Here is a 25249-nt window from a genome sequence, read left to right as displayed (position 1 = left end):
AGTCTTATATAACCATTTTAATTTATTTTCAAAAAAGCACCTCCCTTATTTTAATTTATATAAATACTACTATTCTTTTTCATTTATTTTTTCAAAATTTATCTTGTCTTTTATTAAATAAAGAGGTCTTCTCTTGCTCTCATCATATATTCTGCCAATATATTCTCCTATAATTCCTAGTGATATAAGTTGAACTCCTCCAAAGAATACCATGACACACATTAATGATGTCCAACCTAAACTAGTATGGAAGAAAATTTTACTTATTATTGCATATATAAATATTAAGAATGCAATTACTATTGCAAATATTCCAAATCCAGTCATAAGCTTTAATGGTTTTGAAGAGAAAGCTATGATTCCATCACTTGCAAACTTAATCATCTTAGATAAAGGATATTTTGTTTCTCCTGCAAATCTTTCATCACGTGTATATTCTATATAAGTTTGATTAAATCCTATCCAACTAATCATTCCTCTTATAAATCTGTTATGCTCTGGCATTTGTCTAAATGCTTCTACAACTGACTTATCAATAAGTCTAAAATCTCCTGTATCTTTTGGAATTTTTACATCAGACATTTTTCCTAAGAAACGATAAAAATATTTAGCTGTTATAAGTTTAAATTTACTTTCACCTTTTCTTTTACCTCTTTTTCCATAAACAACATCAAAGCCTTCCTTCCATTTTTCTAACATTTTAGGAATAAGCTCTGGTGGGTCTTGTAAATCCGCATCAATAATAACTACTGCATCTCCTGAACAATTAAATAATCCAGCAGTTACAGCTGATTGATGTCCAAAATTTCTTGCAAAATTTATAACTTTTACTTTTATATCTTTGCTTGCAATTTCCTTTAGTATATCTAAAGTCTTATCTGTACTTCCATCATTTATAAATATAAGCTCATAATCAATGTTTTCAATATTGTCCATAACACTTTTTAATCTGTTATAACATTCTTGAGCAACTAATTCTTCAAAATACATAGGAACTACAACACTAACTAAATCCCTTTTCAAAAGAATTCCTCCTCTAAAACTTTCTTTTTTACACTTTATTTTAAGTCATAATTATGTATTATATATTAACAAATAAAAATTTTCATATATATTTTTTACAAATATATACTTGTAAATTAAAAAACTAAAAATACTTTATTCTACATTTAACTAATATCCAAAATTGATATCTACTATACAATTATTTATTATAAGTTCTCATATTAATTTGTTAAAAAATATTATATTTAAAATACTTTCTATCAATAGATTAAACTTAATTATATAATCAAGTTTAAGTATTATTTACTAAATAAAAAATATATAAACTAAAATTATATATATTTTAATTTATATATTATAAAAGCTTAATCTAGACAATTTCTAGATTAAGCTTTTTTTATTTTTTAAATCTTATATATAAAGATTCTTCCTCTTCATAAACTTTACAATCAACTTTATAAACTTCCTTTATAAACTCTTTTGTTAATACTTCTTTTGGAGTTCCTTCTTTTATAATATTTCCTTTATTCATAACATAAATATAATCACAGTACATTGCTGCTAAATTTAAATCATGAAGTGCAACTATAACACTTCCTTTTAATTCTTTTACTATATTTAATATTTGAATTTGATATTGAATATCTAAATGATTTGTTGGCTCATCTAAAATTAAAATATCAACTTCCTGAGCTAAAACTCTAGCTAATAATACTCTTTGTTTTTCTCCTCCTGAAAGATTAAAAAAACTTTTATTCTTTGCATCTAACATTCCTACTTTTTCTAAAGCTTTTAAAGCTATATCTAAATCTTTTTTAGAATCACTTTCAAGAAGCCCTTTATGTGGATTTCTTCCCATTAAAACCATTTGTAATACAGGAATATCAAAAGCTACATTATTAAATTGACCAAGTACTCCAACAATTTTAGAGAATTCTTTAATAGAAATATCATTTAAATTTTTTCCATTAATTAAAACTTTTCCTGACTTTATTTTATTAGTTCTATATATCCCTTTAAGTAATGTAGATTTTCCACTTCCATTTGGTCCAATTATTCCAACAAATTTTCCTTTTTCTAATTTTAAATTTGCATTAGATACTATAAGTTTTTTATTTAACTCAATAGATACGTCAATTGCTTCTATCTTCATATTTTATGCACCTCCAAAAGAATAGGATTTTTTAATTAATATATACATAAAAAATGGTGCTCCTATAATTGATGTTATTATTCCTATAGGAAGTTCCATAGAAGTTAATAGACTTCTTGCAATAATATCAGAAAGCATTAAGAAAATTCCACCTATAAGCATTGCACAAGGAGTATTTATCTTATGATTTGTTCCAACAAGACTTCTAGTAATGTGAGGTATAACAAGTCCAACAAATCCAATTATTCCACAAGCTGCTACCATTATTCCTGTTAAAAAAGCAGTTAATAAAAGATAAATTTTTCTATATTTATTTAAGTCAACTCCAAGAGTTATAGCTGATTCATCTCCTAAAAGCATTATATTTAATATTCTTGATTGAGTTAAGAAAAATCCTCCAATTAAAATTACACTTATTAAAGGAAGAGTTATATTTTTAAGTGTTGCTCCTGCTAAACTTCCCATAGTCCAATCTGAAATACTTCTAACTGCCCCATTATCATTAGACATATATATCATAAGACTTGAAAAAGCAGTACAAATAAAGTTAACTACAACTCCTGATAAAACAAGTTTTACAGGAGTCATTCTTCCTCCAATAGTTGATATTTTAAATACAACTATTGAAGAAAGTAATGCCCCAATAAAGGCTGCTACAGATATTGAAAGACTTATACTACTTGAGGAAAAATAAACTGAAAAAACTAAAACAGAGAAAGTTGCCCCTAAAGTTCCTCCGGAAGATATTCCTAAAATATAAGGATCTGCTAATGGATTTTGCACAGTAGCTTGCATAACAACTCCACAAAGAGCAAGTCCTATTCCAACAACTGCTCCTAAAATAACTCTTGGAAATCTTATTTGCCATATTATATCTACAGTAGACTGCTGAATGTGAGGTGATAAACTTAAATTAAATAATTTATTTCCGAGTATTTCATAAATATCACGAAAAGATATTTTTACAGAACCCATAGACATTGAAAATAAAGAGACTAATATAAGAATACCTATAAGTATAATAAATATTATTTTTCCTTTTAAATCTTTTAATATCATGATATCACCTTTTATTTATATAAATTAGGATATAATTCTTTAGCAAAACGTTGAATTGTAGGAACTGTTCTTACTCCTCCACCCCAAGTTTCTGTAAGTCCAGCTAAAATTATATCTTTATCTTTTACAGCAGTAACTGATTGAAGAGCTTTATTATCTAAAAATACATTTTTTAATGAATTATCTGAATCAGTTTCACCTTTTCCATAATGAATAAGAATAATTGCATCTGGATTATATTTAACAATATCTTCTGCACTTATGCTTCCAGGTTTACTAATAAGATCAACTCCACCAGCTAAAGCTACCATATCTCCAACTAAATCTGTTGTAGCATATGCTCTATACATTCCATTTTCAGGTGCTTCAAGAATTAAAACTTTTTTCTTTTTCTTTAATGTATCAGTTTTATCTTTAATAGCTTTTAAATCAGCTTTTAATTCATTTACATAGTTAGTAGTTTCTTTTTGAATATTGAATATTTTTCCTAAATTTTCAACATCAATAAAGAAATTATTCACAGTGTATGGACTAGCTGCCTTAGCAGTATCTCTTTGAACATAACAATTTACTCCACGTTCATTCCATGATTCTATACTTCCTAAAGCTTTTGGTGCAAAAGCTGTGCTCCATCCAAAAATAAAATCTGGATTTACTCCTAAAGCTTGTTCCTTTGTTGGATATTTAGCAGAAAGAACTTTAAGCTTTGAATATTCATCTTTTAAACTAGGTAATATTGGATTATCAAGATAAGCAGTTCCAACAATTTTATCTCCTAATCCAAGTTTTAATAAAAGTTCAGTTGCAGTTTGATTTGTTGTTATAACTCTTGAAGGTGCTTTATCAAAAGTTTCTTTTATAACTTTTCCCTCATAACTATAAGTATCAATTGTTACAGGATATCCTTTTTCCTTAGCAACTGTTTCTGTTTGTGTTGTATTATTTACCTCTTTTTTATCTTTACATGCTACAAAAACTCCAATAATACAAATTAAAATAACAACTAAAGATACAATCTTAATCGATTTGTTTTTCATTATAAAACTCCTTTAAACTCTTTAAAATAAATTTAATAAAATAAAAAAACTCTTAACTATACACTAGTTAAAGAGTTCACTAAAAATGCCTTAATCTATTAAATTAAAGCTTCTTAATTACACCTCCCTATACTCCGTAGTGATAATGTGTTTAAAAAATTTAGGCAGGTCTTCTGGCTTAAGAGTCATAGTATTTTCTAAACCTTCCCATCTTTAAGACAGTGGCATAATATAGAAAAACTCATCTATTACAGCGGCGGGACCGCGAGGGATTTACACCCAAACTTCCCTTTTAATTTATAAGAAAATTTAATAAAAATCCTTATAAAACCTAAATTAGTTCAATTTTCATCATTTAAAGCCTAACATTTAAAATAAATAGTGTCAACAAACTGGGTATTTAAATTTTTTATATCATAATTTTATTTTACTATTTATTTTAAAGGTACTATTAATAAAATTATTTATAGGTATAAAAAGATGAGATTTTTAATTTGATAATCTCACCTTTTTAATTATATTATTTTTTAACTATTCTAACTTCTAATCCTTCCATTCTTAATCCTTTACCCATAGTTCCTGCCATAGCTCCATTTTTAACCCAAGGTTGCCATCCATAATCTGCTCCATGTGCTCTATACTCTATATCATATAATTCTGAACCTGGTCCAGTAAGTTCAATCTTTATTGCTTCCATTCTTCTTCCTTCTCCAGTTGTTCCTGAAAGCTCTCCATTCTTTTTCCATGCTCTCCATCCATTATCATATGCAGAATGTGTTGAATATCTAATTTCCATTCCAGCTGGTGCATTTTTTAAATTTATTTTTATTCCTTCTAATCTTCTCCATTGACCAGTTGTTCCTGCTAATTGTCCATCTCTCTTAGATTTTTGCCAAGCATAATCTTGTCCATGTCCAGTATATTCAACTCCAATAGCATTACTAGATTCAACTTTTATTTCTATTCCTTCTATTCTTCTAGCTTGTCCCATAGTTCCTGCTGTTTCTCCATTTTTAACCCATGGCATCCATCCATAATCTGCAACATGAACTCTATATTTAATATTATAATTTTTAGCCATTTTTCCTGTTAATTTTATTTGGATAGCTTCCATTCTTCTTCCTTCTCCAGTTGTTCCTGAAAGCTCTCCACCAGATTTCCAGCTTCTCCATCCATTGTCATATGCAGAATGTGTTCTATAAGTAATTCCTAAATCTTGTGGTGCATTTTCTAAGTTTATTTTTATTCCTTCCATTCTTCTCCATTCACCTGTAGTTCCAGCTAATTTACCATCATAAACTGGATTTTGCCAAGCATAATCTTGTCCATGTGCTTGATATTTAACTTTTAAATCACTTTCAACTATTGGTCTAGTATTTTGCTCTTCTACTGGTGGTGTTGGTTGAGGCTCAACTGGTTTTTCTACTGGTTTTAATATTTCATTTTTTATATACTCAAAAGGATAATTTTTACCTGGGCAATCAGTTGGATTAACATCCTTATGTTTTAAAATTGTATTTATATTATATTTTTCAGTTAAATATTTTCCTAAGTTTATTACACTTTTCTTTTGTGCCTCAGGCATATTTTCTACATCATATTTACCTTCTACTGCAATTCCAATACTCTCTGCATTAACTCCTTTTGCATGAGCTCCTACTGCATTTTCAGGTCTTCCTCTATAAACTTTACCATCTTTAGTTACATAAAAATGATATCCTATGCCTGTCCACCCATTACTTAAATGCCAATTGTGTATATCAGTAACTGGAATAGTACTTCCTGGTCTTGATGCTTCAATATGATGCATTACTAATTTCTTAGGTTTATTAGTTAAATCAAGTTCTCCATTCCAATTAAAATTAGTTTCTATTATATTAAGTGAATTATTTACTTTAACTGTTTTTTGTTCATTTGATGAATATAATTGAGGCCCATTTGAATATTTATCTTTATTATTTAAAAAGTCATCTAAAGATATTTTTAAACTTTCATCATCTAATTCATTTTGTGAAACATTTCCTTCAATCTTTTTAAATTCATTTGATTCTTCAGCCTTAGAATCTTCTTTATTAGAATTTTCATCATTTCTATCATCAATACTTTGTGATAATTCAATTTTATTTGAAGTAGTATTATTTACATTTAATCCAGTAGCAAAAACAGAAGTAGCATTAAAACTTAAAACACATCCAATACAAATTAAAATTTTTAATCTTTTCATATTATTTTCTCCTATCTTTTATCTAAAAGTTAATAACAAATTCTACATTTTTCACTCTTCTCTTACTTTATGTTCATTATTGTAACATATTTTTAATTATTTTGTAAAATTTTTCACATTGTTTTTTCATAAAATTAACTATTTTTTCTAAAAATAATCCTTATTTACATATTAAAAAAATAAAAAAGATGCAGTTAAAAACTACATCTTTTAAAATATTTTTAATTATCATCTATGAAATTTGTTAATTTTATTTTTAATAAATAATCTTATAAATTCATTTTTTCCTATATTTTTTATTAACATTATTTATAAATTTAATAGCTTTCTCCAAGTATCTTTTCCAACTATACCATCTTTATTTAAACCTTTAGATTTTTGAAAATTAATAACTGCATTTTTAGTTCCAGCTCCAAATGAACCATCACTACCAAGTAATCCACATGAAAATCCTAAACTAATTAATCTCTTTTGAAGTATCTTAACTATTTTTTCCGTACTTCCTTTTTTTAAAATAATACATTCAGCTAAAGTTTTAGGACCAGCAATTCCATCAACTACTAATTTAGCTCCATAATTTATATTTAATTCTTTTTGTAAATCAACTATCCAATTATTCTTCGGCTTTATTGGACTTGAAGGTGCATTTTGAATTGAAGATACATTTTTCCCTGCTAAACCTTCTGCTATCTTTTTACCTATCTCATCATAACCAACCTTTTTATAAAGCTCAACATCTTTAGTTGCTTCTGCAAAACAAACTTCAATAATCATAGCTTTCATATTGGTTCTTTTAAGCTCACTAAGTTCACTTCTTTGTTTAACTCCTCTATTTTTAAATCCAAGACTTACTATTTTTTTTAGTACAGAATTGGCTTCAGTATTTGCCTTAGATGTATCATGAACAAGAACTTCTGTACCTATTTCTCCATCATAAGTAGTATAAGCTTTATTGAAATGTATGCTTATAAACATATCTACATTTGCCTTATTAGCTTTATCTATCCCATAAGCTAAATCAGAACTTACAGTATTATGAGTATCTTTAGAAGTTACATCTAAAACTTCATGTCCTAATGCTCTTAAATATTTAATTACAGAATCTTTTACCTTTCTATTCTCTGTAGTTTCATCAATTATTCCTCTTGCTCCTGGAACACTAAAGTTGTGTCCTCCTCTTACTGCAAACTTCATTATTATCACCTCGTAAATTTATTCTCTACTATACATATATTCAATACTGATATTTTTTGATAAGAAAATATATAAGTTTAATAATAAATTTCTCTTGTATTTAAAATCACAAAGTAATAATATTTCTGTCTATTAAACAATTTAAGCTTAAATTATAAGCAATTTATCTTTAAATAAATCTTATATTTATTTTTTTATATAAAAATAGGGCTTGGAAATCCGGCGAAAGACAAACCAAGCCCTGTAGTAAGCACTTACGTACCAACTGCTCATTTAGAATATCATCATTAACTTTATAAGTCAAACATTTTATATAATTTCCATATGTGTAACTTGTACAACTTTTCCATCTACTTCTCTTGGAAATTCATTTGTTTTAACAAAACCTAGACTTTCATATAATCTTTTAGCTAATAAATTTTCACTAAATAAATCTAAGCTTATTTTTTCTCCATCTTTTATACTCTTTTTTATTTCATTAATTCCAAAAGTAAGAAGTTTTTTACCAATTCCCTTTCCTGTAAAATTTCTCTTTATGTACAAAAGAGAAACTTCTGGAGAGTTTAAACATATAAATCCTGCAATTTCTCCATCAACATCTACAACAAAATTTCTTCCATTATTAAATTTTTTAAATTTAATATCATCCTTAGTAAAATCAATTATATTATGAATTCCACAAGTGTTAACTTCTCTCATTCTTCCATCCATATATAACTCTTCAATTTCTTTAAAATCCTCATCTTTATAAGCTCTTATAATCATAAAAACTCTCTCCTCTCATCTTTTGTTATAAAAATGTTATTAACTTAATTATATCTAAGATAGGAAAAATATTATTTAAATTCTTATTACAGAAAACTTAAAAAAAATTAAGGTTATTTTATATAAATTTTAATTAATTTATTTATGAATACCATTTAATTTGATATATCTCTTAATTGTTTTATAATATTTATATAATGCAACTATTTAACTTACAGAAAGGAGAGATAGTTTTATGAGCGATATTTATGAAGAAAGCTTTGGAAACATGGTGTATAAAGCAAGAGTTTTAATGAGGCTTAAGCTTCAAAAAAAACTTAAAGACTATGATGTTACTGCTGAACAATGGAATGTTCTTAACCATATTTATTCTAAAGAAGGTTTTAATCAAAAAGAGTTAGCTGAAAGATGCTTAAAAGATAGAGCTGCTCTTACTAGAATATTAGATTTATTAGAAAAAAAAGAACTTATAAAAAGAGAAAGCTCACCTATAGATAGAAGAGAATATCTTGTTTATTTAACTGAAAAAGGCAAGTCTACATATAACGAAATTTTACCAGTAATAAATGAAAATACAAAAGAAAATTTAGCTAATTTTTCAGAAGAAGAAATAGTTAATTTTAAAAATTTACTAAATAAATTACTAAATAACTTATCATAAAAGATTGATAAAAAGACACTTAAAGACAGCTTATTCCCTAAGTAAAGTATTTATTATTAAATATTTTACTTAGGGATTTTTTATCTTAAAAAAATATAATTTTATATTTTTAACTTATATATAGATTTTATTTTCACTTAAAATTTTAACTCTATATACCTCTTTAAATAAAAATTTTTCCTTATTAAAAGTATTTTATTATAAAAAAATATAGAATTATATCAATAATTGATATATCAATTATTGATATATCATTTATAAAGTGATATACTAACTCTTGTCGATTTTTTTGATATTTATTTATAAATTAATAGGAGGAATATATATGACGAATAATTCAAATAAAAAAGCTAGAGCTAAATACATAACAGTTTTTGCTACATTTTTAGCTTTTATGGGAATTGGAGTAGTTGACCCTTTATTGCCAACTATCGCTAAAAGCATTGGAGCAAATTCATGGCAAATAGAAATGCTTTTTACAGCATACATATTTACAATGGCAATTATGATGATACCATCTGGAATTATATCAACTAAATTAGGTAATAAAAAAATGATGGTAATTGGACTTGGAATAGTAACTGTATTCTCATTTTTATGTTCAGTTTCAAGTGGAATAAATGAACTTTCAATTTTCCGTGCTGGATGGGGACTTGGAAACGCATTTTTCTTTGCAACTGCAATGGTATTATTAATTTCTTTTAGTGATGAGCCAAGCCGTGCAATTGGAATGTATGAAGCTGCTATTGGTTTAGGAATGGCAGGAGGTCCTTTACTTGGAGGAATCTTAGGAAATTATTCTTGGAGATTACCATTTATGGCTACATGTTTATTTATTTTTATTGCATTTTTACTTGTAACGTTTTTAGTTTATGAACCAAAAAATAAAAAAGAAAGAAATGTAGCTGGAATATCAGATTTAATAAAACTAATAAAATTAAAAAGATTTTTAAAAGTAGCAATTGGCGCTATGTGTTATTATTATGGATTCTTTGTAATACTAGCATATACTCCACTTGTTCTTAAAATCCCAACAATAGTTCTTGGACTTGTATTCTGTGGATGGGGATTAATGCTTGCTTATGGTTCTGCAATTCTTTCACATACTTTAGAAAAGAAATATGAAGTTGCAAAAATATTACCATATAGCTTAATTATTTTTATAATTCTTATGTTAGGATTATTCTTTATAGATAACTTATATGTAAGAATTGCAATTGTTATTATAAGTGGACTAGTTTCTGGATTAAACAATGCATTATTCACTACTTATGCAATGGCATCTTCTCCATATGGAAGAGATATAACATCTGGTGCTTATAACTTTGTAAGATGGCTTGGTGCAGCTATTGCTCCAATTTTATCAGGAATTATAAGTGGATTATGTAATAGTAGCACTCCATTTATTATTGCAAGTTTTATTATATTATTAGGATTTATTTCAATTAAAATAAAAGTAAAAGATGTAGCTTAATTGCTACATCTTTTATTTTTATATACTTCATATTACAAACTATATTTTAATTTAATATCTTTTTATATAACCTTTACTAAATTATTTATAAAAAAGATGCAACTAATGTTGCATCTTATCATAAAATTTTACTTAACTATCTCTTTTTCACTTTTCTTTAAATTTGGAAGTACGTTAGTAATTTCAAGTAATATAATATTTAATGTTAACCAAACAGAACCTAAAGAATATCCAGCCAATACTGAGCTTAAATCATTCTTAAAGAATAAATTAGTTACACCAGTTGCACAGCTTATAACTAAAAATATAATAACTATTGATTTTTTAACAATATTATTATTTATATGCTTAATTAATATATATCCTGTAAAGCCATATATTATTATTACTGTAAAGCATCTTCCATCTAATAAATTTCTCAATATCTCTATATTAGAACTTAATATATTAACTATATAATTTAGTATAAATTTTATAAAAAATCCTCCACATACTGTTAGTATAAGATATTTTATTTCCACACCTTTAAGAGTAGATTTATATAAAATAAACATTATTAAAAGCAATGGAATTAATATATACATAAAGTCAGAAGTTAATATATTTAAGAATTTAAATATAGAGCTGAAAATAGGATATCTCATAAATATTTTTTCTATTAGATAATATGTAATTTCATTAAATGGAGCAAAATTATTATTTAAAAGACCTTGAACTATATTTATAAAAGCATCTATACAAACTATACAAACTATAGTTGTTATTAATACAAAAATTCTTAAGCTTTCAAGTGATTTAAATACATTGGCCAAAAATATTATAATTTTTGTTATAAACTCAAAAATCTTTTTCCTATATATTTTTATTATATAAAATAATAAAATTAATACAGTAATTAATATTGCACCTGTAACTAAATATTTTAATAAATATTTGTGAAATTGGTTCCAGTTACTTCCCAATGCATTTCCTATACATAAAAAAGTAAGTGACCAAAATCCAGCTCCTAAATATCCTCCTATTGCATACTTTTTAAAATTCATTGAGGACATACCTGAAAAATATCCTATAACATGCTTTAATCCTGGGATAAAACATATAAATACAATTAAAGCTAAACCATATTTATTTAAAAGATTTGAAACCTTTTCTATTTTATCAGGTCCAAAGTGAAATTTAGAACCATGCTTATAAAAAAAGGTTGAACCTAATTTATTTCCTATTAAATATGAAGAAGTAAGACCTGAAATTACTCCAAAGGTTGCAGAGATAAATAAAAGTATAAAATTAAGCTTTCCTTTAAATACCAAGAATCCACAATAAACCATTAGAATTTCTCCTGGTAAAAAAGGTACACCCATTAACTCTACAGTTAATAATGCATATACCAATATATATCCATATTGAGGTATCAAATTTAAAATATAATTCATATTATCTACTTCCCTTATAAAAATTTATCTCTTGTTATATTATAAATCATTTATCTATGATTATTATTAAATTAATATTATACTTTATTATATATTTTTAACTTAAAAATTAAAATAGCTAAAAAAAATCGATAACTATTGCTATCGATTTTTTCATAGAATTCTAAAATATTAAATTTATATATTTTAAATTAATTATATACATTAATAATTTTATATATTGTTTTAATTCCTCAATTTTAAATTAATTATACAATTGTTTATGAGATTTGATAAATATATTTCTTTAATAAATATACTGCCCTATCTCTTGTCATTTGTCCTTGTTCGCCTATATCTTTTCCCTTTTTAGAATTTATCCATTCAACTTCTTGTTTTGTTAGATTTTTCATTTGACTTTCAGGTAAATTTGCTTCTAAATCTCTCCATACACTATTTAGAACATTATTCCAATCATTATAATAAGAAGTTTCTAATTTTATGGTTTCTGGCCCTGGACCTGGAGTTATTAAACCATATTTATTATGTCCATATTTATTAATTAAATCTGATTCCATATCTTGATATTTCCCACTTAAAGCCTTAAGACGCTTCTCATATGCCTCATTATTATTATTATTGCTATTACTATTTGAAGATGTATCATTATTATTTACTAGTTTCTTTATTTGATTATTTGATGATTCACTCTTTTGAGTATTTGATGATTTACTGCTTTTATTATTTAATTGTGTAACATTTTTGCTATTTGATGATACATTTTTTTGATTACTATCTTCTTTAGAAGATGTATTATTTTTATTATTAGTCTCCTTATTTGAATAATCTTTATTATCCTTTTCTGTTGTATTCTTATTTGAATTAACCTCATTAGTGTAATCTTGTGATTTATTTGAAGTATTCTTTACTTCACTTTTACCTGCTTCATAAGAATATACACCATATCCTATAATGCAAATAACTATTACAACTATAATTGAAACAATTATTCCTCTCTTCTTTTTCATTTTTTCTATCCCCCTAAAAAAAAGATGTAGTCATTCACCACACCTTTTTAACGTTAAAAGTTTAATTCCAGTTGCATTATAGCATATATAAAAAATCAGTATACTATCTAATAATATCAATATTTTTACATTACATTGTTCATTTTAAATATGTTTTAGTCTAATCTAAAATAAATAAAAATAATATTAAAACCAATCCATTTTATATAAAAATTAACTATAATTTACACTTCGTATATTTAATTATAGAAAATATTATCCCTTTTCAATTGGATTTCTTTTATCACTACTCAGTCCATACTATATACCCCAATATTTTCATATCCTAAAACTTTAACATAAAAATAAATATATAAAAAAGCTATAAAGTAGAAATTTAAAAATCTACTTTATAGCTCTTTTTTACTTTAATAATCCTCTTCTTTATATAACAAATATTCTTCTTTAAAATTTGATAAATCTATCTTATAGTCTTTATCCTCAATTTTTTCTAAGGCATTTCCTCTTCTGTACAAAGTTTTATTTGTCCCTTTTTTACAATTCACATATTCTAAAAATTCTTTATCAATAAGCTTTTTAATCCTTTTTCTAATAGAGTTTTTTAAATTGATTTTTAATATAGGATTATCTTCTATAATTAAATCTGTTCTTATCCAATAAAAATCTTTTCCATCTATAATACGCTTTCTTAAAATACCAGAATCCATAAAATCAAGCATGTATCTTAATATATGCACATCTTTTATATCTAAACCATTTTTAATTAAAGCATCTTGATAAAATCCTTCTATTTTCTTATACATACTAACCTCTTTAAATTATGCTATTTTTTGATATTCAGGATAAAAATCTAATTTTATAGTTCCTGTTTTACCATTTCTATTTTTCCCTACTATAAGTTCTAGCTTGTCCTCTTTTAATTTTTTATCATAATATTTTTCTCTATAAGTAAAAATAACAACATCAGCGTCTTGTTCTATATTTCCACTATCTCTTAAATCTGATAACATAGGTCTTTTGTCAATTCTTCCTTCTACTGCTCTTGATAATTGACAAAGAAGAACAATACTTATATTAAGTTCCTTTGCCAGAAGCTTTAATCCTCTTGTTATTTCCCCAACTGCATTAGTTCTAGTATCTTTTAAATCAATATCCATAAGACCTAAATAATCAATTATAAGAACATCAAGACCTTTTGTTTGTTTCATAGTTTTTGCTTTTGCACTTATAGATAAAAGAGATTGCTTACTGCCAAAATCTATAAAAGCATTTCCTCTTTTTATCAATTTTTGATATTCATCAATAAGACTCATAAATTGTTCTTCAGATAATTTTCCACTTTGAAGAAGTTTATTTTCTATATTTAATCTTGAAGAAAAAAGTCTCATAGAAATAGTTTCTTCTCCCATTTCTAGTTCATGTAAAAGAACTTTATAATTATTATCAGAAAGTCTATCTAAAAGATTTAAAGCAAAAACAGTTTTTCCCATGCTAGGTCTTCCAGCCACAATAACAAGCTCTCCTTTTTTAAGTCCATTTAAATTTTCATCAAGAGACTTATATCCAGTTCTCATTCCTTGAATATCTCCACCATGTACATATCTTTTTTCAATTTCTTCTAAACCTTTAAATAAATATTCCTCTGGAGATAAAGTTTTATCATTAGACTTAAAGCTTTTTGAAAGACCTTTATAAATTCCTTCTTTTATAACATCATTACTAAGCTCACCATTTTCTATGGCATTAACAGCTCTACAAAGTAAATTTTTTAAATATCTTTTTTCACTATAACCTTTTACAAGCCTTAAGCAAGATTTTAAATCTACATTATATGATTTTTCAGCTACACTACCATAAGCTTGTAAACTAGAAATATAATTAACTCCCCCAATTTCTAAAACATCTTTTTTACCAATTACTTCAGTTAAATTAATTTCATTTATTCTTTTACCTTCTGCGTAAATTTCTTTCATTTTACTAAAAAGAATCTTATGCTTCTTATCATAAAAATCAAATTCATTTATAATATCTATACACTTTGGAAAGTTGCTATCATCAATTAAAATATTACTTAAAATCTCTTTTTCAGCATCTAAATTAAACATATCTATCATAAAATCACCTCCTAAAACTCATCAAAAGCTTCATAATCAGGAGTTAAAATTTCATGATTCTCTTTTTGATTTAAATACTCTTCAAAATTTTGTTTCTTAAAAAGAGTTGAAGGTCTTAAATACTTTTCATAAGGAGTTTTAGCCCATTCTTTATGTTTTTTATCAATAACACACTTAAAATCATTAATGTTGAAACCTTCATCAATAAGAGTAGTTATATAAGTTATAGTTCCTTTACTATTACTTTTATAATTAGTACCAATTTTAAAATTCAAATAATCAACTATTTCTTTAATAGCATTTTCATCAATCTTATCTAGTGAAATTTTATCTTTATATAAAAATTCTTTCTTATTAAATCTATCATTTTTTAAATTTTTATATTTTCTATCCTTAGAATAACTTCCGCTAAAACTACAAAGCTCCTTAGTAAGATTAGTAATATTATAAAAAGTATACTTTCCTTCATTAAAGTAAAGCTTATAACTTAAATATCCCTTCTCAACTAAAGTCTTAAGCCTTCTTCTTATAGAATCCTTAGTTTTCAAACCAATAACAGGATAAGTATTTAAAATAGCACTCATCTTAACCCAATAAAAATTTTCACCATCAATACTTTTCTTTAAAAGCCACTTTTCATTAATCCCATCAACAATAAACTTAAGCAAAACCAAATCTTTAAGCTCTAAATTATCATCCATAACCTTCTTTTGATCAAATCCTAAAATACATTTTCTCATAAAATTCACTCCCCTAAATTATAATTTTTATAAAATAAATTCTAAAACAATCCCCTAAAGCACCTAAAAACAAAACACAAAGCTTAAAAGCTTAAGCAAAACTTTCAAAAAACAACACAAATAGTTTACAAATAACCAACCAAAGAGCCTTTAGGAGTGCTTCTAATAAATAAGTATTACGAGAAATGAATTTGGGATAAAAAAATTTAGATTTTTTTGAAAAAATTTTTTATTATTTTTTTAATTAATTATTTTTTTATTTGATACAAAAAATTACTCAATATAATTCGTCTATTTTGTACAAGTAATAACTTTATTAATAGAAATATATTTAATAATTATTTAAACTAAATATATTTCTCTTTAATTATTTTTTAAATAAAAAAGTATCACTTTCGATTAAAATTAATCTCTTGTGATACTTAATTATAATTTATTTCATATATTCTTATTAATATTATTTATATATAATTTTTTATCTTAATTCATTGCTAATACTAGTTTTAACTCTTATTTTACATAATATTTTATTAAATGTTGATCTTTCCATATCATTTAATCCAGTTTTCCACATAATAACTATATAACAAATAGTAAATAAAACTATGAATTTAGCAATATCTAAATAAGTGCTAATATTAATAAAATTTACTATAATTAATCCAGATATAATTACTAATATCGTACTTGGAAATAATTTTAATATTTCCTTCCAATAATATTTCATATCTAATTTTAATTTTAATGAATAATATAAATTATTTATTATTGCATTTACAAATAATCCAAATACTGTAGCTAAAGCACACCCAATAGCTCCAAAATCTTTTACTAGAATTAGAGTTAATATTAAATTTAAAATAGCTACACCTAAATATATAATAGCTTTAACTCTATGTTTATTCATTGCTTCCAATAATGTTGCAAATAAAGCTTGTACTATTGAGATTATTTGTGGAATCATTATAAATAACGCTATATAGTAAGAAATATAGTATTCTTCTCCTACCCAAATTTTTATAAAACTTTTACCAATTAATAAAAATCCTATAAATATAAACATAGCTATTATATATTGAATTCTTGAGACTTTTAATAAAATACTCATTATTTCTTCTTTACTAGATTTTTTAGCAGTTAATTTTGTTAACTTCGGTAAAAACATACTATTTATTACATTTGAAAATACTTTAAAATATCCATTTAATTGGCTTCCTATAGCATATATAGATATAGATGTTGAGCTAACGAACATTCCCAATATAACTTGATCAGTACTCCAATATATTTTTTGTGCTATTAATCCTAAAAATATAAAAAATGAAAAATTAAATATACTTATTAAGAGTACTTTATCAAATTTTTTGAACTTTATCTTTATCTTCAATTTAATAAAACAATAATATATGTTTACTAATCCAAGAAATATATTGAAAATAGTAGATGCTACTAGCATTCCTATTGCCTTATATCCCATAACCAAAACCATTACCATTATTAATGGATTTAATACTGTTCTAAATAATCCTAAAATTTTAGTATATATAAATTTTTCGTGTGCTATAATTATTCCATTAAATATATTTAATGGAAAAGCTACTACTAAATTTATTAATGCTATAATAAACATAATTTTTATTCTATCTATTTCATTAGTAGTCAATCCATTTACAAATATTCTATCTAAATTTATATAAATTATATATCCTATAATTGCACCTAAAATAGCTATAGAAATATATAATATTAAAAACATCCCATTTAAATTTTCTCTTCCCTCGTTATCATTATCAGCTATAAATTTAGAATTATATCTTATTACCGCATTACTAAATCCCATATCTAATAAATATACATATGAAATAATAGTATTTGTTAAAGAAAATAATCCATATTCTCCAGTTCCTAAACTAGCTAACATAAAGGGTGTATACATTAAAGAAATTACATTTCCCAAAATTAATGATATATAAGAAATTATAGTTGCTATAGTTATATTATTTACCATTCTCTCTCCCATACTTCTAAATATTTTTTATTATATTATTCACCATATAATCAAAATGTCTTATGGCTTCTTTATGCATTTCAACGTATATCTCTTCAAATTTTTTTCTAATTTTATTTTCATTATCGATAAATTTATTTATCTTAGGAAGTATAGATTCTATATTATCATTATAATCAACTGAATATTCTTCCATGCCCATTATTTTATAACATTCTTTTCCTTTAACTTCGTATGAAATGTTAAATGCTGGAACTCCAGAAATAATTGACAGAATACACATATGTAATCTAGTTCCTATAACAAAATTAAATTTATTTAAATAATTTCTTAGTTCATCTAATGAAAAATATCTATCTATAACCTTAACTTTTTCTTTATACTTATCTTCTAAAAAATTATATATTTCTTTAGCAATTTTCGAATCATCAACATATCCTTCGATACCTTGACAAGTAGATAGAAATTCGACTTCATACCCTTTCTCAATTACATTTATAACCAAATTTTTTATCATTTTTATATATATATCTTTATCTCTTGAATCATGTGCCCATTCTCTAACTGATATTCCAACAATTTTATTATTGATTTTGTTTTTATTTATAGAATCTAATAGAAATGCAGCATCATTAGTTTTTAATATATTATCGTATTTTTCAACATTTTTATATGAAATTTCATCTCTAACCATAAATAAATCAAAATTATCTATATATTTGTCTAAAATCTTTTTATCCTTATCATTTAAAGGCCCTACTGATTGAGAATACATTATTAACTTAGGTCCATAATATTTTTTTATTAAATCCATCCAATAAAATCTTTCATAAAATCCATAGTATGAGTTTACATATCCTCCTGGAGCAGAAATTATAGCATCATAATTTTTATATTTTTTATTAAATAAAATTTTAGATTTAAGAATATAATCAACAGGTATAATTTTTTTTAATACTAATTCAATAAAATTAAAGTCATCATCTGACTTTATCCATTCTATATTCGGATATAATTTTTTTACAGTATCGTATCTTTTAGTTGATATTGTAACTTCAAATCCTCTCTCCATCAATTTTTCTCTTAATGCAAAAACTAATGCAGCATCTCCATTATTTGTAGGTATAGCATTTACTATTAATATTCTCTTCATAAAATTCTCTTCCTCATTTTTGATTAAACTTATTTAATTAATTGCTTAAATTTTTGTACTAATTTATTAGTGTTTTCTTCCAATCCAAATTCATCTATTATTTTCTTTCTTGCATTTTTACCATATTCAATTCTTTTCTCTGGATTTTTTATCAGAAATTCAATAGCTTCTTCTAATCCTTTTATATCCTTAGGTTCAACTAATATTCCATTTTTATGACTCGTTATTAATTCTGGTATTCCTGAAACTTTTGTTGATATTGTAGGAACTTCATATGACATAGCTTCCATTAAAGATACTGGTATTCCATCCATATCACCATTTTCTGCTATAACACAAGGTAATATAAATATATCAGAGTTAACTAAATTTTCTTTTACAACTTTAGAATTAACAGCTCCCAATAATATTATTTTATCTTCTAATCCATAATTAATTATTTTTTCATTAATACCATTATATAAAGGACCATCTCCAACTATAATACATTCAAAATCTATTTTTTTTCTGTCAATATTTTTTAGTGATTCAATTAAAAAATCAAATCCTTTTTTTTCTACAAACCTTCCAACACTAAAAATTTTCACATTATTTTTTGACTTAATATTTCCGTCTTCAATCTTTTTTAAATTATTATAATCTATACCACATCTAACTATTTCAAATTTATTTACTAATTTCTTATTAAATATAATATTTTTAATATATTCGATATTATATCTTGAAATAGTTATTGCAAAGCTAGCATTTTCAAGTTGTTTCTCTATCAAAACTCTATTCTTTTCTACAAATATATCAACTGCATGACACGTAAAACTGTATTTTTTATTAGTTAAAACATTTAAAAAATATGCTATGTTAGTAGGTGAATGTGCAAACTGCGAATGAATATGATCAATATCATCTATATTTAAGTGTTGACTTAAATATACAGCTCTATAAAAATCATAAATTACATTTTTTGATTTAGTTTTTAATGCAACATTTAAATTTTTGAAATATTTAATTGGATTTTTGATTAAATATTTTAAATTATATATAATCAATTTTATAATCTCTTTTAATCCATCCTTTACATTAGGAACATATATTATATTATCTAAAAAATCCTCAACTCCACTTTGTATAACTTCATTATTAGGGCGTTTTAATGAAATTACTTTTATATTAAAATTATTTTTCTTTAACATTATTATTTCATTTAAAACAAATGTAGCACTTGTTGATGGAAATACTGATACTATATAACCTATTTTTTTCATTCTTCTCTCCTTTTACTAACTATATTTTTTATTTTTGACTCATATAGTCCAATTGTTGCTCCAATAATGATCCATGGAAATAATCCTATTCTTATTTCTCTAAAGAAAAAATATGATACTGAGAAAACTTGATAGCTAACAAGCCCTATAAAAGAACTTACCATAAGTGCTAAACATGCTTTATTTTCAGCAGATTTTCTAATCCTTTTAAAAATATAAACAAGTAAAACAATTATCAATATATAATGTAATAAAAATCCTAATATTCCATAAGTAACAAATATATTTATAGGCTCAATTTCAACTCCATATGCATAAGAACTTAAATTTACTATTTGCTTTGATAAACCAAATACAAAATTTTGAATACTTCTAATATCATTTAGAAAATAATAAGCTTGGGCTACTCTACCTCCACCATTAGTTTCAAACAAAACTTGCCATCTATATACTGCTTTTTCTATTATAGGATTACCATTCTCATACATAAATTTAAAAACTATAAATCCCAATATAATTATAATAATTATGTATACTGTATTTTTTATACTCTTTCTCGTAATATAAATATCCATAAAATACATTAATATTAACGCAAATACTAAAGTCATTTGTCCACCTCTGGATTGACTTGCAAAAATATTTATTAGACATAATCCCATTAAAACTAATGATAGCTTTTTATGACTTCCATAATATCTATAAATTCCATAACCAAAAATAAAAAAGAATACAGCTAACCCTCCATTTGATGTAGCATGTTGTGCTATACCATGTATTCTTATTCCTGATAAATTTCTACTTAAATGTGCTAATTGAGCTACACCATCTTTAAAAGGATACAACTTAACTAATAACTCTCGTCCTGGCCATTTTATCCATTGCAAAACTCCTATTAGCATTCCAATATTAAATACTATTAATGTATATCTAATAAATTTTTCACTTGTTACTTTTTGTTTATATAAAAAATCTACAAAGAAAACAAATATACACATTCTAGCTATATATTGAATTATATCCGTTGGAAATATAAATTTGTTAAGATTATCTACTGTCCCATAAAAAGTTGATATTAAAATCTCTATTATTATTAATGTAAAATTTAATATAATATATTTCGATATTGAAGGAGCTTTTCTCTTTCCAAAAATTATTTGGAGTATAATTACTACTTGAATAGGTATCAATAAATAAAGAATAGGCATTCCGAATCCAGCAATATTTATTATTGGAAATATGCTCAATATTAACATAATAAATAAATATAGATTATTTTTATTTATATATATTTCTTTCATAATTCACTCCTATCTCATTTAATATTTTTATATATATTTTTCTATATATCTTTTCTATATCACTCCAATTAAATTTTTTCACTTTATCTAAACAATTAATTGATATATTAGAATAATTTTTCATTATATTTTCAATAGCAATAACTATCTCATTTTCATCTAACGAATTAACTGAAAATCCAACTATTCCATCAATAAATTGTTTATCAAATCCTTGATTCTTGCTATATATAATAGGGATTCCTTGACTCATAGCTTCTGCATAAACTAACCCAAATGTCTCATTTATAGATGGCATAACAAAAATATCATTTTCCCTATATTTTTTTATAAGTTCTTCTTTATTTAAAGGTTTATAATAATTTACAAAATCAAATTTACAGATATAATCATATATTTTTGTATCACTAATTTTCCCTATAATATTAAATTGAACTGAAATTCCTTTTTCTCTTAAAATCTCTATCGCTTTAATAGTTGTTACTATATTTTTATTTTTGTTAACTTCTCCAACATAAATTAAATTTAATTTATCAAATTTATCCTTTTTTAATTGGCTTCTCTTATTTTTATGCCAAAACTCATCTATACCATTTGGAATTACTTCTATATTATCTTTTATACTCATCATTGTTTCTCTATCCACATATTTTTCTAATATTGTATCCCTATATTTAGGAGATATGAAAATTATCTTTTTAGCATTTTTCATTATTTTTATTCCTAAACTTCTTAAATGAATCATATACTTAAAAAATACATTTAAATCAGTATTTCTTATAGCTACTATATATGGTATTCCATATTTTTCATTTAATTTATATGCTAAATATCCACTACTAAAAAGTGTATGCGCATGAACTAAATCTATATTTTCTATATCTACTTCTTCAATTAATTTTTTCATTATTTTTTTTTGTTTTGAAAAAAAAGAAAGTCTATCAAAATTATTAAACGACGGGATGAAATAAGCTTCATCCCCATCTATATTTTCAATTTTTTTACTATTCTTATTATTAGTTGGTACATAGATATAATTTTTTATATCTTGTTTTCTTAATTCTAAAAATAAATTTTCATATAACTTGGTGTTATAATAGTCTGGACATATTTGTAAAATATTCATTATAACCTCCAATATAAATATTCATTAGATAAACGTATATCCTCTCCTAAAATACCTTTTATATCTACGATTACTTTTTTATTCAATTCATCTACTGTTGCGGCTACTTCATTTTCTAAGTCAAACTTTTCATAAAATAATTTTTCTATGTCCTCTTTTTTAAACTCTCTATATTTAGAATGACCTACTCCTATAACTAATGCATCTAAATTTTTAAGATCATCAAATTTAGATAAATGTATTCCATATTCCTCTAAAACATCTTTTTTATCAGCCTCATAATCAGCAATTTTTACATTTATTCCATATGAAGTTAATTCAGAAATTACGTCAATCATTTTTGAATTTCTAGTATCTGGACAGTCTTCTTTAAATGTTATTCCCAATATTCCAATATTAGCATTTTTTATTTTTATATCTGCTTCAATTAATTTCTTAATTATATTTTCCACTACATATTTAGGCATATCATCATTTATTCTTCTACCTGAACTTATTATTTGTGATCTATATCCTAATTGTTCTCCTTTATATGTTAAATAATATGGATCTACACCTATACAATGTCCACCAACTAATCCTGGTTTGAATTTGATGAAATTCCATTTTGTTCCTGCCGCTTCTAAAACTGCATTTGTATCAATTCCCATTCTATTAAATACCATTGAAAGTTCATTCATAAATGCTATATTTATATCTCTTTGTGAATTTTCAATAACTTTAGCTGCTTCTGCTACTTTTATGCTCTCTGCCCTATGAACTCCTGCTTCTATTATCAATTCATATATTTTTGCTACATCATCTAAAGTTTCTTTATCCATACCAGAAACTATTTTTACTATAGTTTCTAATCTATGCACTTTATCTCCTGGATTTATTCTTTCTGGTGAATATCCTACTTTAAAGTCTTGTCCACACTTTAATCCTGATTCTTTCTCTAATATAGGTACACAATACTCTTCTGTTACCCCTGGAAAAACAGTTGATTCAAAAACTACTATAGACCCTTTAGTTAAATTTCGCCCTACTATTTCACTTGCGCCTATAACCGGATTAAGATTAGGTGTTTTATCATCATTTATTGGTGTAGGTACTGCAACTATATGAAATTTACAGTCTCTAATTTTCTTTTCATCACAAGTAAATTCAACTGTAGTATTTTTTATTACTTCATCTCCTACTTCTTTAGTAGCATCTATTCCACTTAAGTATTCATTTACTTTATTCTTATTTAAATCAAATCCTATTACATCAACTTTTCTTGCAAAAGATACTGCAAGTGGCATTCCAACATATCCTAACCCTATAACTGATATTTTTTCTTTTTTATTTAAAATTCCCTCATATAAACTCATTATTTTATCCCCTTTATTTATTTTCTAAAATACTTTCTAATTTTCTACATGCAATATCAACAGAATATACATTAGCTAATTTTTTAGAATTAGTACTATACTCTTCATATAGACTCTTATTTAATTTAATATTTTCTATAAATTTAACCATATTTTCTGGTTCATTGTAATTGCAACTAAATCCAGTTTTAGATTTTTCTAAAACTTCTTTTTGCCATCCACCATAATTTATACAAATCGGTAAACCAGCAGCTAAAAAATCAAAAAATTTGTTAGCACTATTATCTTCTAAAATTTTATAATTAGATACACACATTATTCCTAAATGACTATTCTTTATTAAATTAACTATCTCTTTTTTAGGTAATGAATCTTTTATTAATACATTTTTTAAATTCTTTTCTTCCTTTAATTTTATTAATCTTTGCTTTTCTTTTCCTTCACCAATTAGAAGATAAACTATGTCTTCATCATTGGTAAGTTCAGCTACATTTAGTATAAATTCTAATCCATTTACCATTCCCATAGTACCTGGATGTATACATATAAATTTGTCTTTTAAATTTATATCACATTCCATATGTCTATTATCTATATTAAATAAATCTAAATTTGCCATATTAGTTATTGTTGTGATTTTTCTTTCATGTATACCCTTTTTCAATATATTTTTTCTCATACCATCTGATAAAGCTATTATATGAAATGCTTCTTTATAGCACTTCATTTCAAATCTTTTAAGTAAGTTTTGTAAAATTCTATTTTTTATAAATCCCAACTCAATTGGAACATCAGGCCAAACATCCCTAACTTCAAATAGCATTTTGCATTTTTTAAATTTTTTTAATACTATAGCTGGAAGTCCTATTGTAAGAGGTGTTGAAGTTGCAAATATGCAATCAACTTCTTTACATCTTAATCCTATTTTTATGGCATTAAAAATATAATGAAAAAATGCAATTATTCGTCTTAATTTTGACATTTTATTAGAATACTCTGTATTAGTTGAAACTATTTCAATGCCATCAATATTATCAATATTTATTTTTTCCCCAGTTATTATTTTTACTTTATGTCCCTTACTAACAAGATATTTAGCAAATTCGTATGATCTAGTTCCCCCACTATCTTCATTTGTTTTAAAGTATTGATGTAAATATAAAATTTTCATTATTTAT

At 24.5% G+C, this 25249-nt stretch carries 21 protein-coding genes and 1 riboswitch; of the genes, 2 read left to right on the top strand and 19 right to left on the bottom strand.

Going from position 1 to position 25249, the window contains the following annotated elements; genetic code table 11:
- Positions 1-69: 69 nt before the first annotated feature.
- The 7 genes from HMPREF1092_RS01810 to HMPREF1092_RS01775 form a co-directional block, all read right to left on the bottom strand.
- Positions 70-1023 (bottom strand): glycosyltransferase family 2 protein, encoded by a 954-nt coding sequence (locus tag HMPREF1092_RS01810; protein WP_002596877.1) that lies wholly within the window; start codon positions 1021-1023, stop codon positions 70-72.
- Between the two features lie 379 nt (positions 1024-1402).
- Positions 1403-2158 carry an ABC transporter ATP-binding protein gene (locus HMPREF1092_RS01805; protein ID WP_002596876.1) on the bottom strand — a complete coding sequence of 252 codons (756 nt, stop codon included), beginning with the start codon at positions 2156-2158 and terminating at the stop codon, positions 1403-1405.
- A 3-nt stretch (positions 2159-2161) separates the two neighbouring features.
- Entirely contained in the window at positions 2162-3217 is a 1056-nt protein-coding gene (locus HMPREF1092_RS01800; RefSeq protein WP_002596875.1) for a FecCD family ABC transporter permease, read from the bottom strand.
- Between the two features lie 11 nt (positions 3218-3228).
- Positions 3229-4254 (bottom strand): ABC transporter substrate-binding protein, encoded by a 1026-nt coding sequence (locus HMPREF1092_RS01795; protein ID WP_002596874.1) that lies wholly within the window; start codon positions 4252-4254, stop codon positions 3229-3231.
- Positions 4255-4400: 146 nt separating this feature from the next.
- Positions 4401-4604: riboswitch (cobalamin riboswitch) on the bottom strand.
- Between the two features lie 170 nt (positions 4605-4774).
- On the bottom strand, positions 4775-6478 hold the full coding sequence (locus HMPREF1092_RS16380) for an N-acetylmuramoyl-L-alanine amidase (protein WP_002596873.1): 1704 nt from the start codon (positions 6476-6478) through the stop codon (positions 4775-4777).
- A gap of 309 nt (positions 6479-6787) precedes the next feature.
- Positions 6788-7672, bottom strand: a complete 885-nt coding sequence (locus HMPREF1092_RS17050; protein WP_002596872.1) for an N-acetylmuramoyl-L-alanine amidase — start codon at positions 7670-7672, stop codon at positions 6788-6790.
- Positions 7673-7981: 309 nt separating this feature from the next.
- Positions 7982-8437 carry a GNAT family N-acetyltransferase gene (locus HMPREF1092_RS01775; RefSeq protein ID WP_002596871.1) on the bottom strand — a complete coding sequence of 152 codons (456 nt, stop codon included), beginning with the start codon at positions 8435-8437 and terminating at the stop codon, positions 7982-7984.
- A gap of 235 nt (positions 8438-8672) precedes the next feature.
- Between HMPREF1092_RS01775 and HMPREF1092_RS01770 the strand changes: the two genes are divergently transcribed.
- Together HMPREF1092_RS01770 and HMPREF1092_RS01765 are read left to right on the top strand one after the other, a co-directional pair.
- Positions 8673-9098, top strand: coding sequence for a MarR family winged helix-turn-helix transcriptional regulator (locus HMPREF1092_RS01770; RefSeq protein WP_002596870.1), 426 nt, complete (start codon positions 8673-8675; stop codon positions 9096-9098).
- 325 nt (positions 9099-9423) lie between these two features.
- A complete protein-coding gene (locus tag HMPREF1092_RS01765; protein ID WP_002596869.1) occupies positions 9424-10572 on the top strand; it encodes an MFS transporter in 1149 nt (382 codons plus the stop codon).
- Positions 10573-10700: 128 nt separating this feature from the next.
- Here HMPREF1092_RS01765 and HMPREF1092_RS01760 read toward each other — a convergent pair whose 3' ends face one another.
- From HMPREF1092_RS01760 to HMPREF1092_RS01705, 12 genes are all read right to left on the bottom strand, one after another.
- On the bottom strand, positions 10701-12005 hold the full coding sequence (locus HMPREF1092_RS01760) for a VTT domain-containing protein (protein WP_002596868.1): 1305 nt from the start codon (positions 12003-12005) through the stop codon (positions 10701-10703).
- A gap of 260 nt (positions 12006-12265) precedes the next feature.
- A complete protein-coding gene (locus HMPREF1092_RS01755) occupies positions 12266-13012 on the bottom strand; it encodes a hypothetical protein (RefSeq protein WP_002596867.1) in 747 nt (248 codons plus the stop codon).
- A gap of 407 nt (positions 13013-13419) precedes the next feature.
- On the bottom strand, positions 13420-13815 hold the full coding sequence (locus HMPREF1092_RS01750; protein WP_002596866.1) for a hypothetical protein: 396 nt from the start codon (positions 13813-13815) through the stop codon (positions 13420-13422).
- 15 nt (positions 13816-13830) lie between these two features.
- A complete protein-coding gene (locus HMPREF1092_RS01745) occupies positions 13831-15126 on the bottom strand; it encodes a replicative DNA helicase (protein ID WP_002596865.1) in 1296 nt (431 codons plus the stop codon).
- Between the two features lie 11 nt (positions 15127-15137).
- Entirely contained in the window at positions 15138-15866 is a 729-nt protein-coding gene (locus tag HMPREF1092_RS16375) for a conserved phage C-terminal domain-containing protein (protein WP_002596864.1), read from the bottom strand.
- 475 nt (positions 15867-16341) lie between these two features.
- Entirely contained in the window at positions 16342-17874 is a 1533-nt protein-coding gene (locus HMPREF1092_RS01735) for a lipopolysaccharide biosynthesis protein (protein WP_002596863.1), read from the bottom strand.
- 16 nt (positions 17875-17890) lie between these two features.
- The gene (locus HMPREF1092_RS01730) at positions 17891-19027 is read right to left on the bottom strand and encodes a polysaccharide pyruvyl transferase family protein (RefSeq protein ID WP_002596862.1); all 1137 of its coding nucleotides are present in this window, start codon (positions 19025-19027) and stop codon (positions 17891-17893) included.
- 29 nt (positions 19028-19056) lie between these two features.
- Positions 19057-20289 (bottom strand): glycosyltransferase, encoded by a 1233-nt coding sequence (locus HMPREF1092_RS01725; protein WP_002596861.1) that lies wholly within the window; start codon positions 20287-20289, stop codon positions 19057-19059.
- Positions 20286-21590: an O-antigen ligase family protein gene (locus HMPREF1092_RS01720; RefSeq protein WP_002596860.1), complete on the bottom strand. Its 1305-nt coding sequence runs from the start codon at positions 21588-21590 to the stop codon at positions 20286-20288. Before HMPREF1092_RS01720 ends, HMPREF1092_RS01725 begins: the two co-directional genes overlap by 4 nt.
- A complete protein-coding gene (locus HMPREF1092_RS01715) occupies positions 21568-22716 on the bottom strand; it encodes a glycosyltransferase family 4 protein (protein WP_002596859.1) in 1149 nt (382 codons plus the stop codon). The genes HMPREF1092_RS01720 and HMPREF1092_RS01715 overlap by 23 nt, the downstream gene beginning before the upstream one ends.
- A complete protein-coding gene (locus tag HMPREF1092_RS01710) occupies positions 22716-24071 on the bottom strand; it encodes a nucleotide sugar dehydrogenase (RefSeq protein WP_002596858.1) in 1356 nt (451 codons plus the stop codon). Before HMPREF1092_RS01710 ends, HMPREF1092_RS01715 begins: the two co-directional genes overlap by 1 nt.
- Positions 24072-24084: 13 nt before the next feature.
- Complete coding sequence (locus tag HMPREF1092_RS01705; RefSeq protein ID WP_002596857.1) at positions 24085-25242, bottom strand: glycosyltransferase family 4 protein; 1158 nt, start codon at positions 25240-25242, stop codon at positions 24085-24087.
- Positions 25243-25249 lie beyond the last annotated feature (7 nt).

Source organism: Clostridium thermobutyricum (assembly GCF_000371465.1).
Lineage (GTDB): Bacteria > Bacillota > Clostridia > Clostridiales > Clostridiaceae > Clostridium > Clostridium thermobutyricum.
This window is presented reverse-complemented; position numbering and strand designations above follow the sequence as displayed.

Coding starts and splice junctions, on each gene's coding strand:
- HMPREF1092_RS01805 (WP_002596876.1), bottom strand. CDS start 2,158: ATGAAGATAGAAGCAATTGACGTATCTATTGAGTTAAATAAAAAACTT.
- HMPREF1092_RS01800 (WP_002596875.1), bottom strand. CDS start 3,217: ATGATATTAAAAGATTTAAAAGGAAAAATAATATTTATTATACTTATA.
- HMPREF1092_RS01795 (WP_002596874.1), bottom strand. CDS start 4,254: ATGAAAAACAAATCGATTAAGATTGTATCTTTAGTTGTTATTTTAATT.
- HMPREF1092_RS16380 (WP_002596873.1), bottom strand. CDS start 6,478: ATGAAAAGATTAAAAATTTTAATTTGTATTGGATGTGTTTTAAGTTTT.
- HMPREF1092_RS17050 (WP_002596872.1), bottom strand. CDS start 7,672: ATGAAGTTTGCAGTAAGAGGAGGACACAACTTTAGTGTTCCAGGAGCA.
- HMPREF1092_RS01775 (WP_002596871.1), bottom strand. CDS start 8,437: ATGATTATAAGAGCTTATAAAGATGAGGATTTTAAAGAAATTGAAGAG.
- HMPREF1092_RS01770 (WP_002596870.1), top strand. CDS start 8,673: ATGAGCGATATTTATGAAGAAAGCTTTGGAAACATGGTGTATAAAGCA.
- HMPREF1092_RS01765 (WP_002596869.1), top strand. CDS start 9,424: ATGACGAATAATTCAAATAAAAAAGCTAGAGCTAAATACATAACAGTT.
- HMPREF1092_RS01760 (WP_002596868.1), bottom strand. CDS start 12,005: ATGAATTATATTTTAAATTTGATACCTCAATATGGATATATATTGGTA.
- HMPREF1092_RS01755 (WP_002596867.1), bottom strand. CDS start 13,012: ATGAAAAAGAAGAGAGGAATAATTGTTTCAATTATAGTTGTAATAGTT.
- HMPREF1092_RS01750 (WP_002596866.1), bottom strand. CDS start 13,815: ATGTATAAGAAAATAGAAGGATTTTATCAAGATGCTTTAATTAAAAAT.
- HMPREF1092_RS01745 (WP_002596865.1), bottom strand. CDS start 15,126: ATGATAGATATGTTTAATTTAGATGCTGAAAAAGAGATTTTAAGTAAT.
- HMPREF1092_RS16375 (WP_002596864.1), bottom strand. CDS start 15,866: ATGAGAAAATGTATTTTAGGATTTGATCAAAAGAAGGTTATGGATGAT.
- HMPREF1092_RS01735 (WP_002596863.1), bottom strand. CDS start 17,874: ATGGTAAATAATATAACTATAGCAACTATAATTTCTTATATATCATTA.
- HMPREF1092_RS01730 (WP_002596862.1), bottom strand. CDS start 19,027: ATGAAGAGAATATTAATAGTAAATGCTATACCTACAAATAATGGAGAT.
- HMPREF1092_RS01725 (WP_002596861.1), bottom strand. CDS start 20,289: ATGAAAAAAATAGGTTATATAGTATCAGTATTTCCATCAACAAGTGCT.
- HMPREF1092_RS01720 (WP_002596860.1), bottom strand. CDS start 21,590: ATGAAAGAAATATATATAAATAAAAATAATCTATATTTATTTATTATG.
- HMPREF1092_RS01715 (WP_002596859.1), bottom strand. CDS start 22,716: ATGAATATTTTACAAATATGTCCAGACTATTATAACACCAAGTTATAT.
- HMPREF1092_RS01710 (WP_002596858.1), bottom strand. CDS start 24,071: ATGAGTTTATATGAGGGAATTTTAAATAAAAAAGAAAAAATATCAGTT.
- HMPREF1092_RS01705 (WP_002596857.1), bottom strand. CDS start 25,242: ATGAAAATTTTATATTTACATCAATACTTTAAAACAAATGAAGATAGT.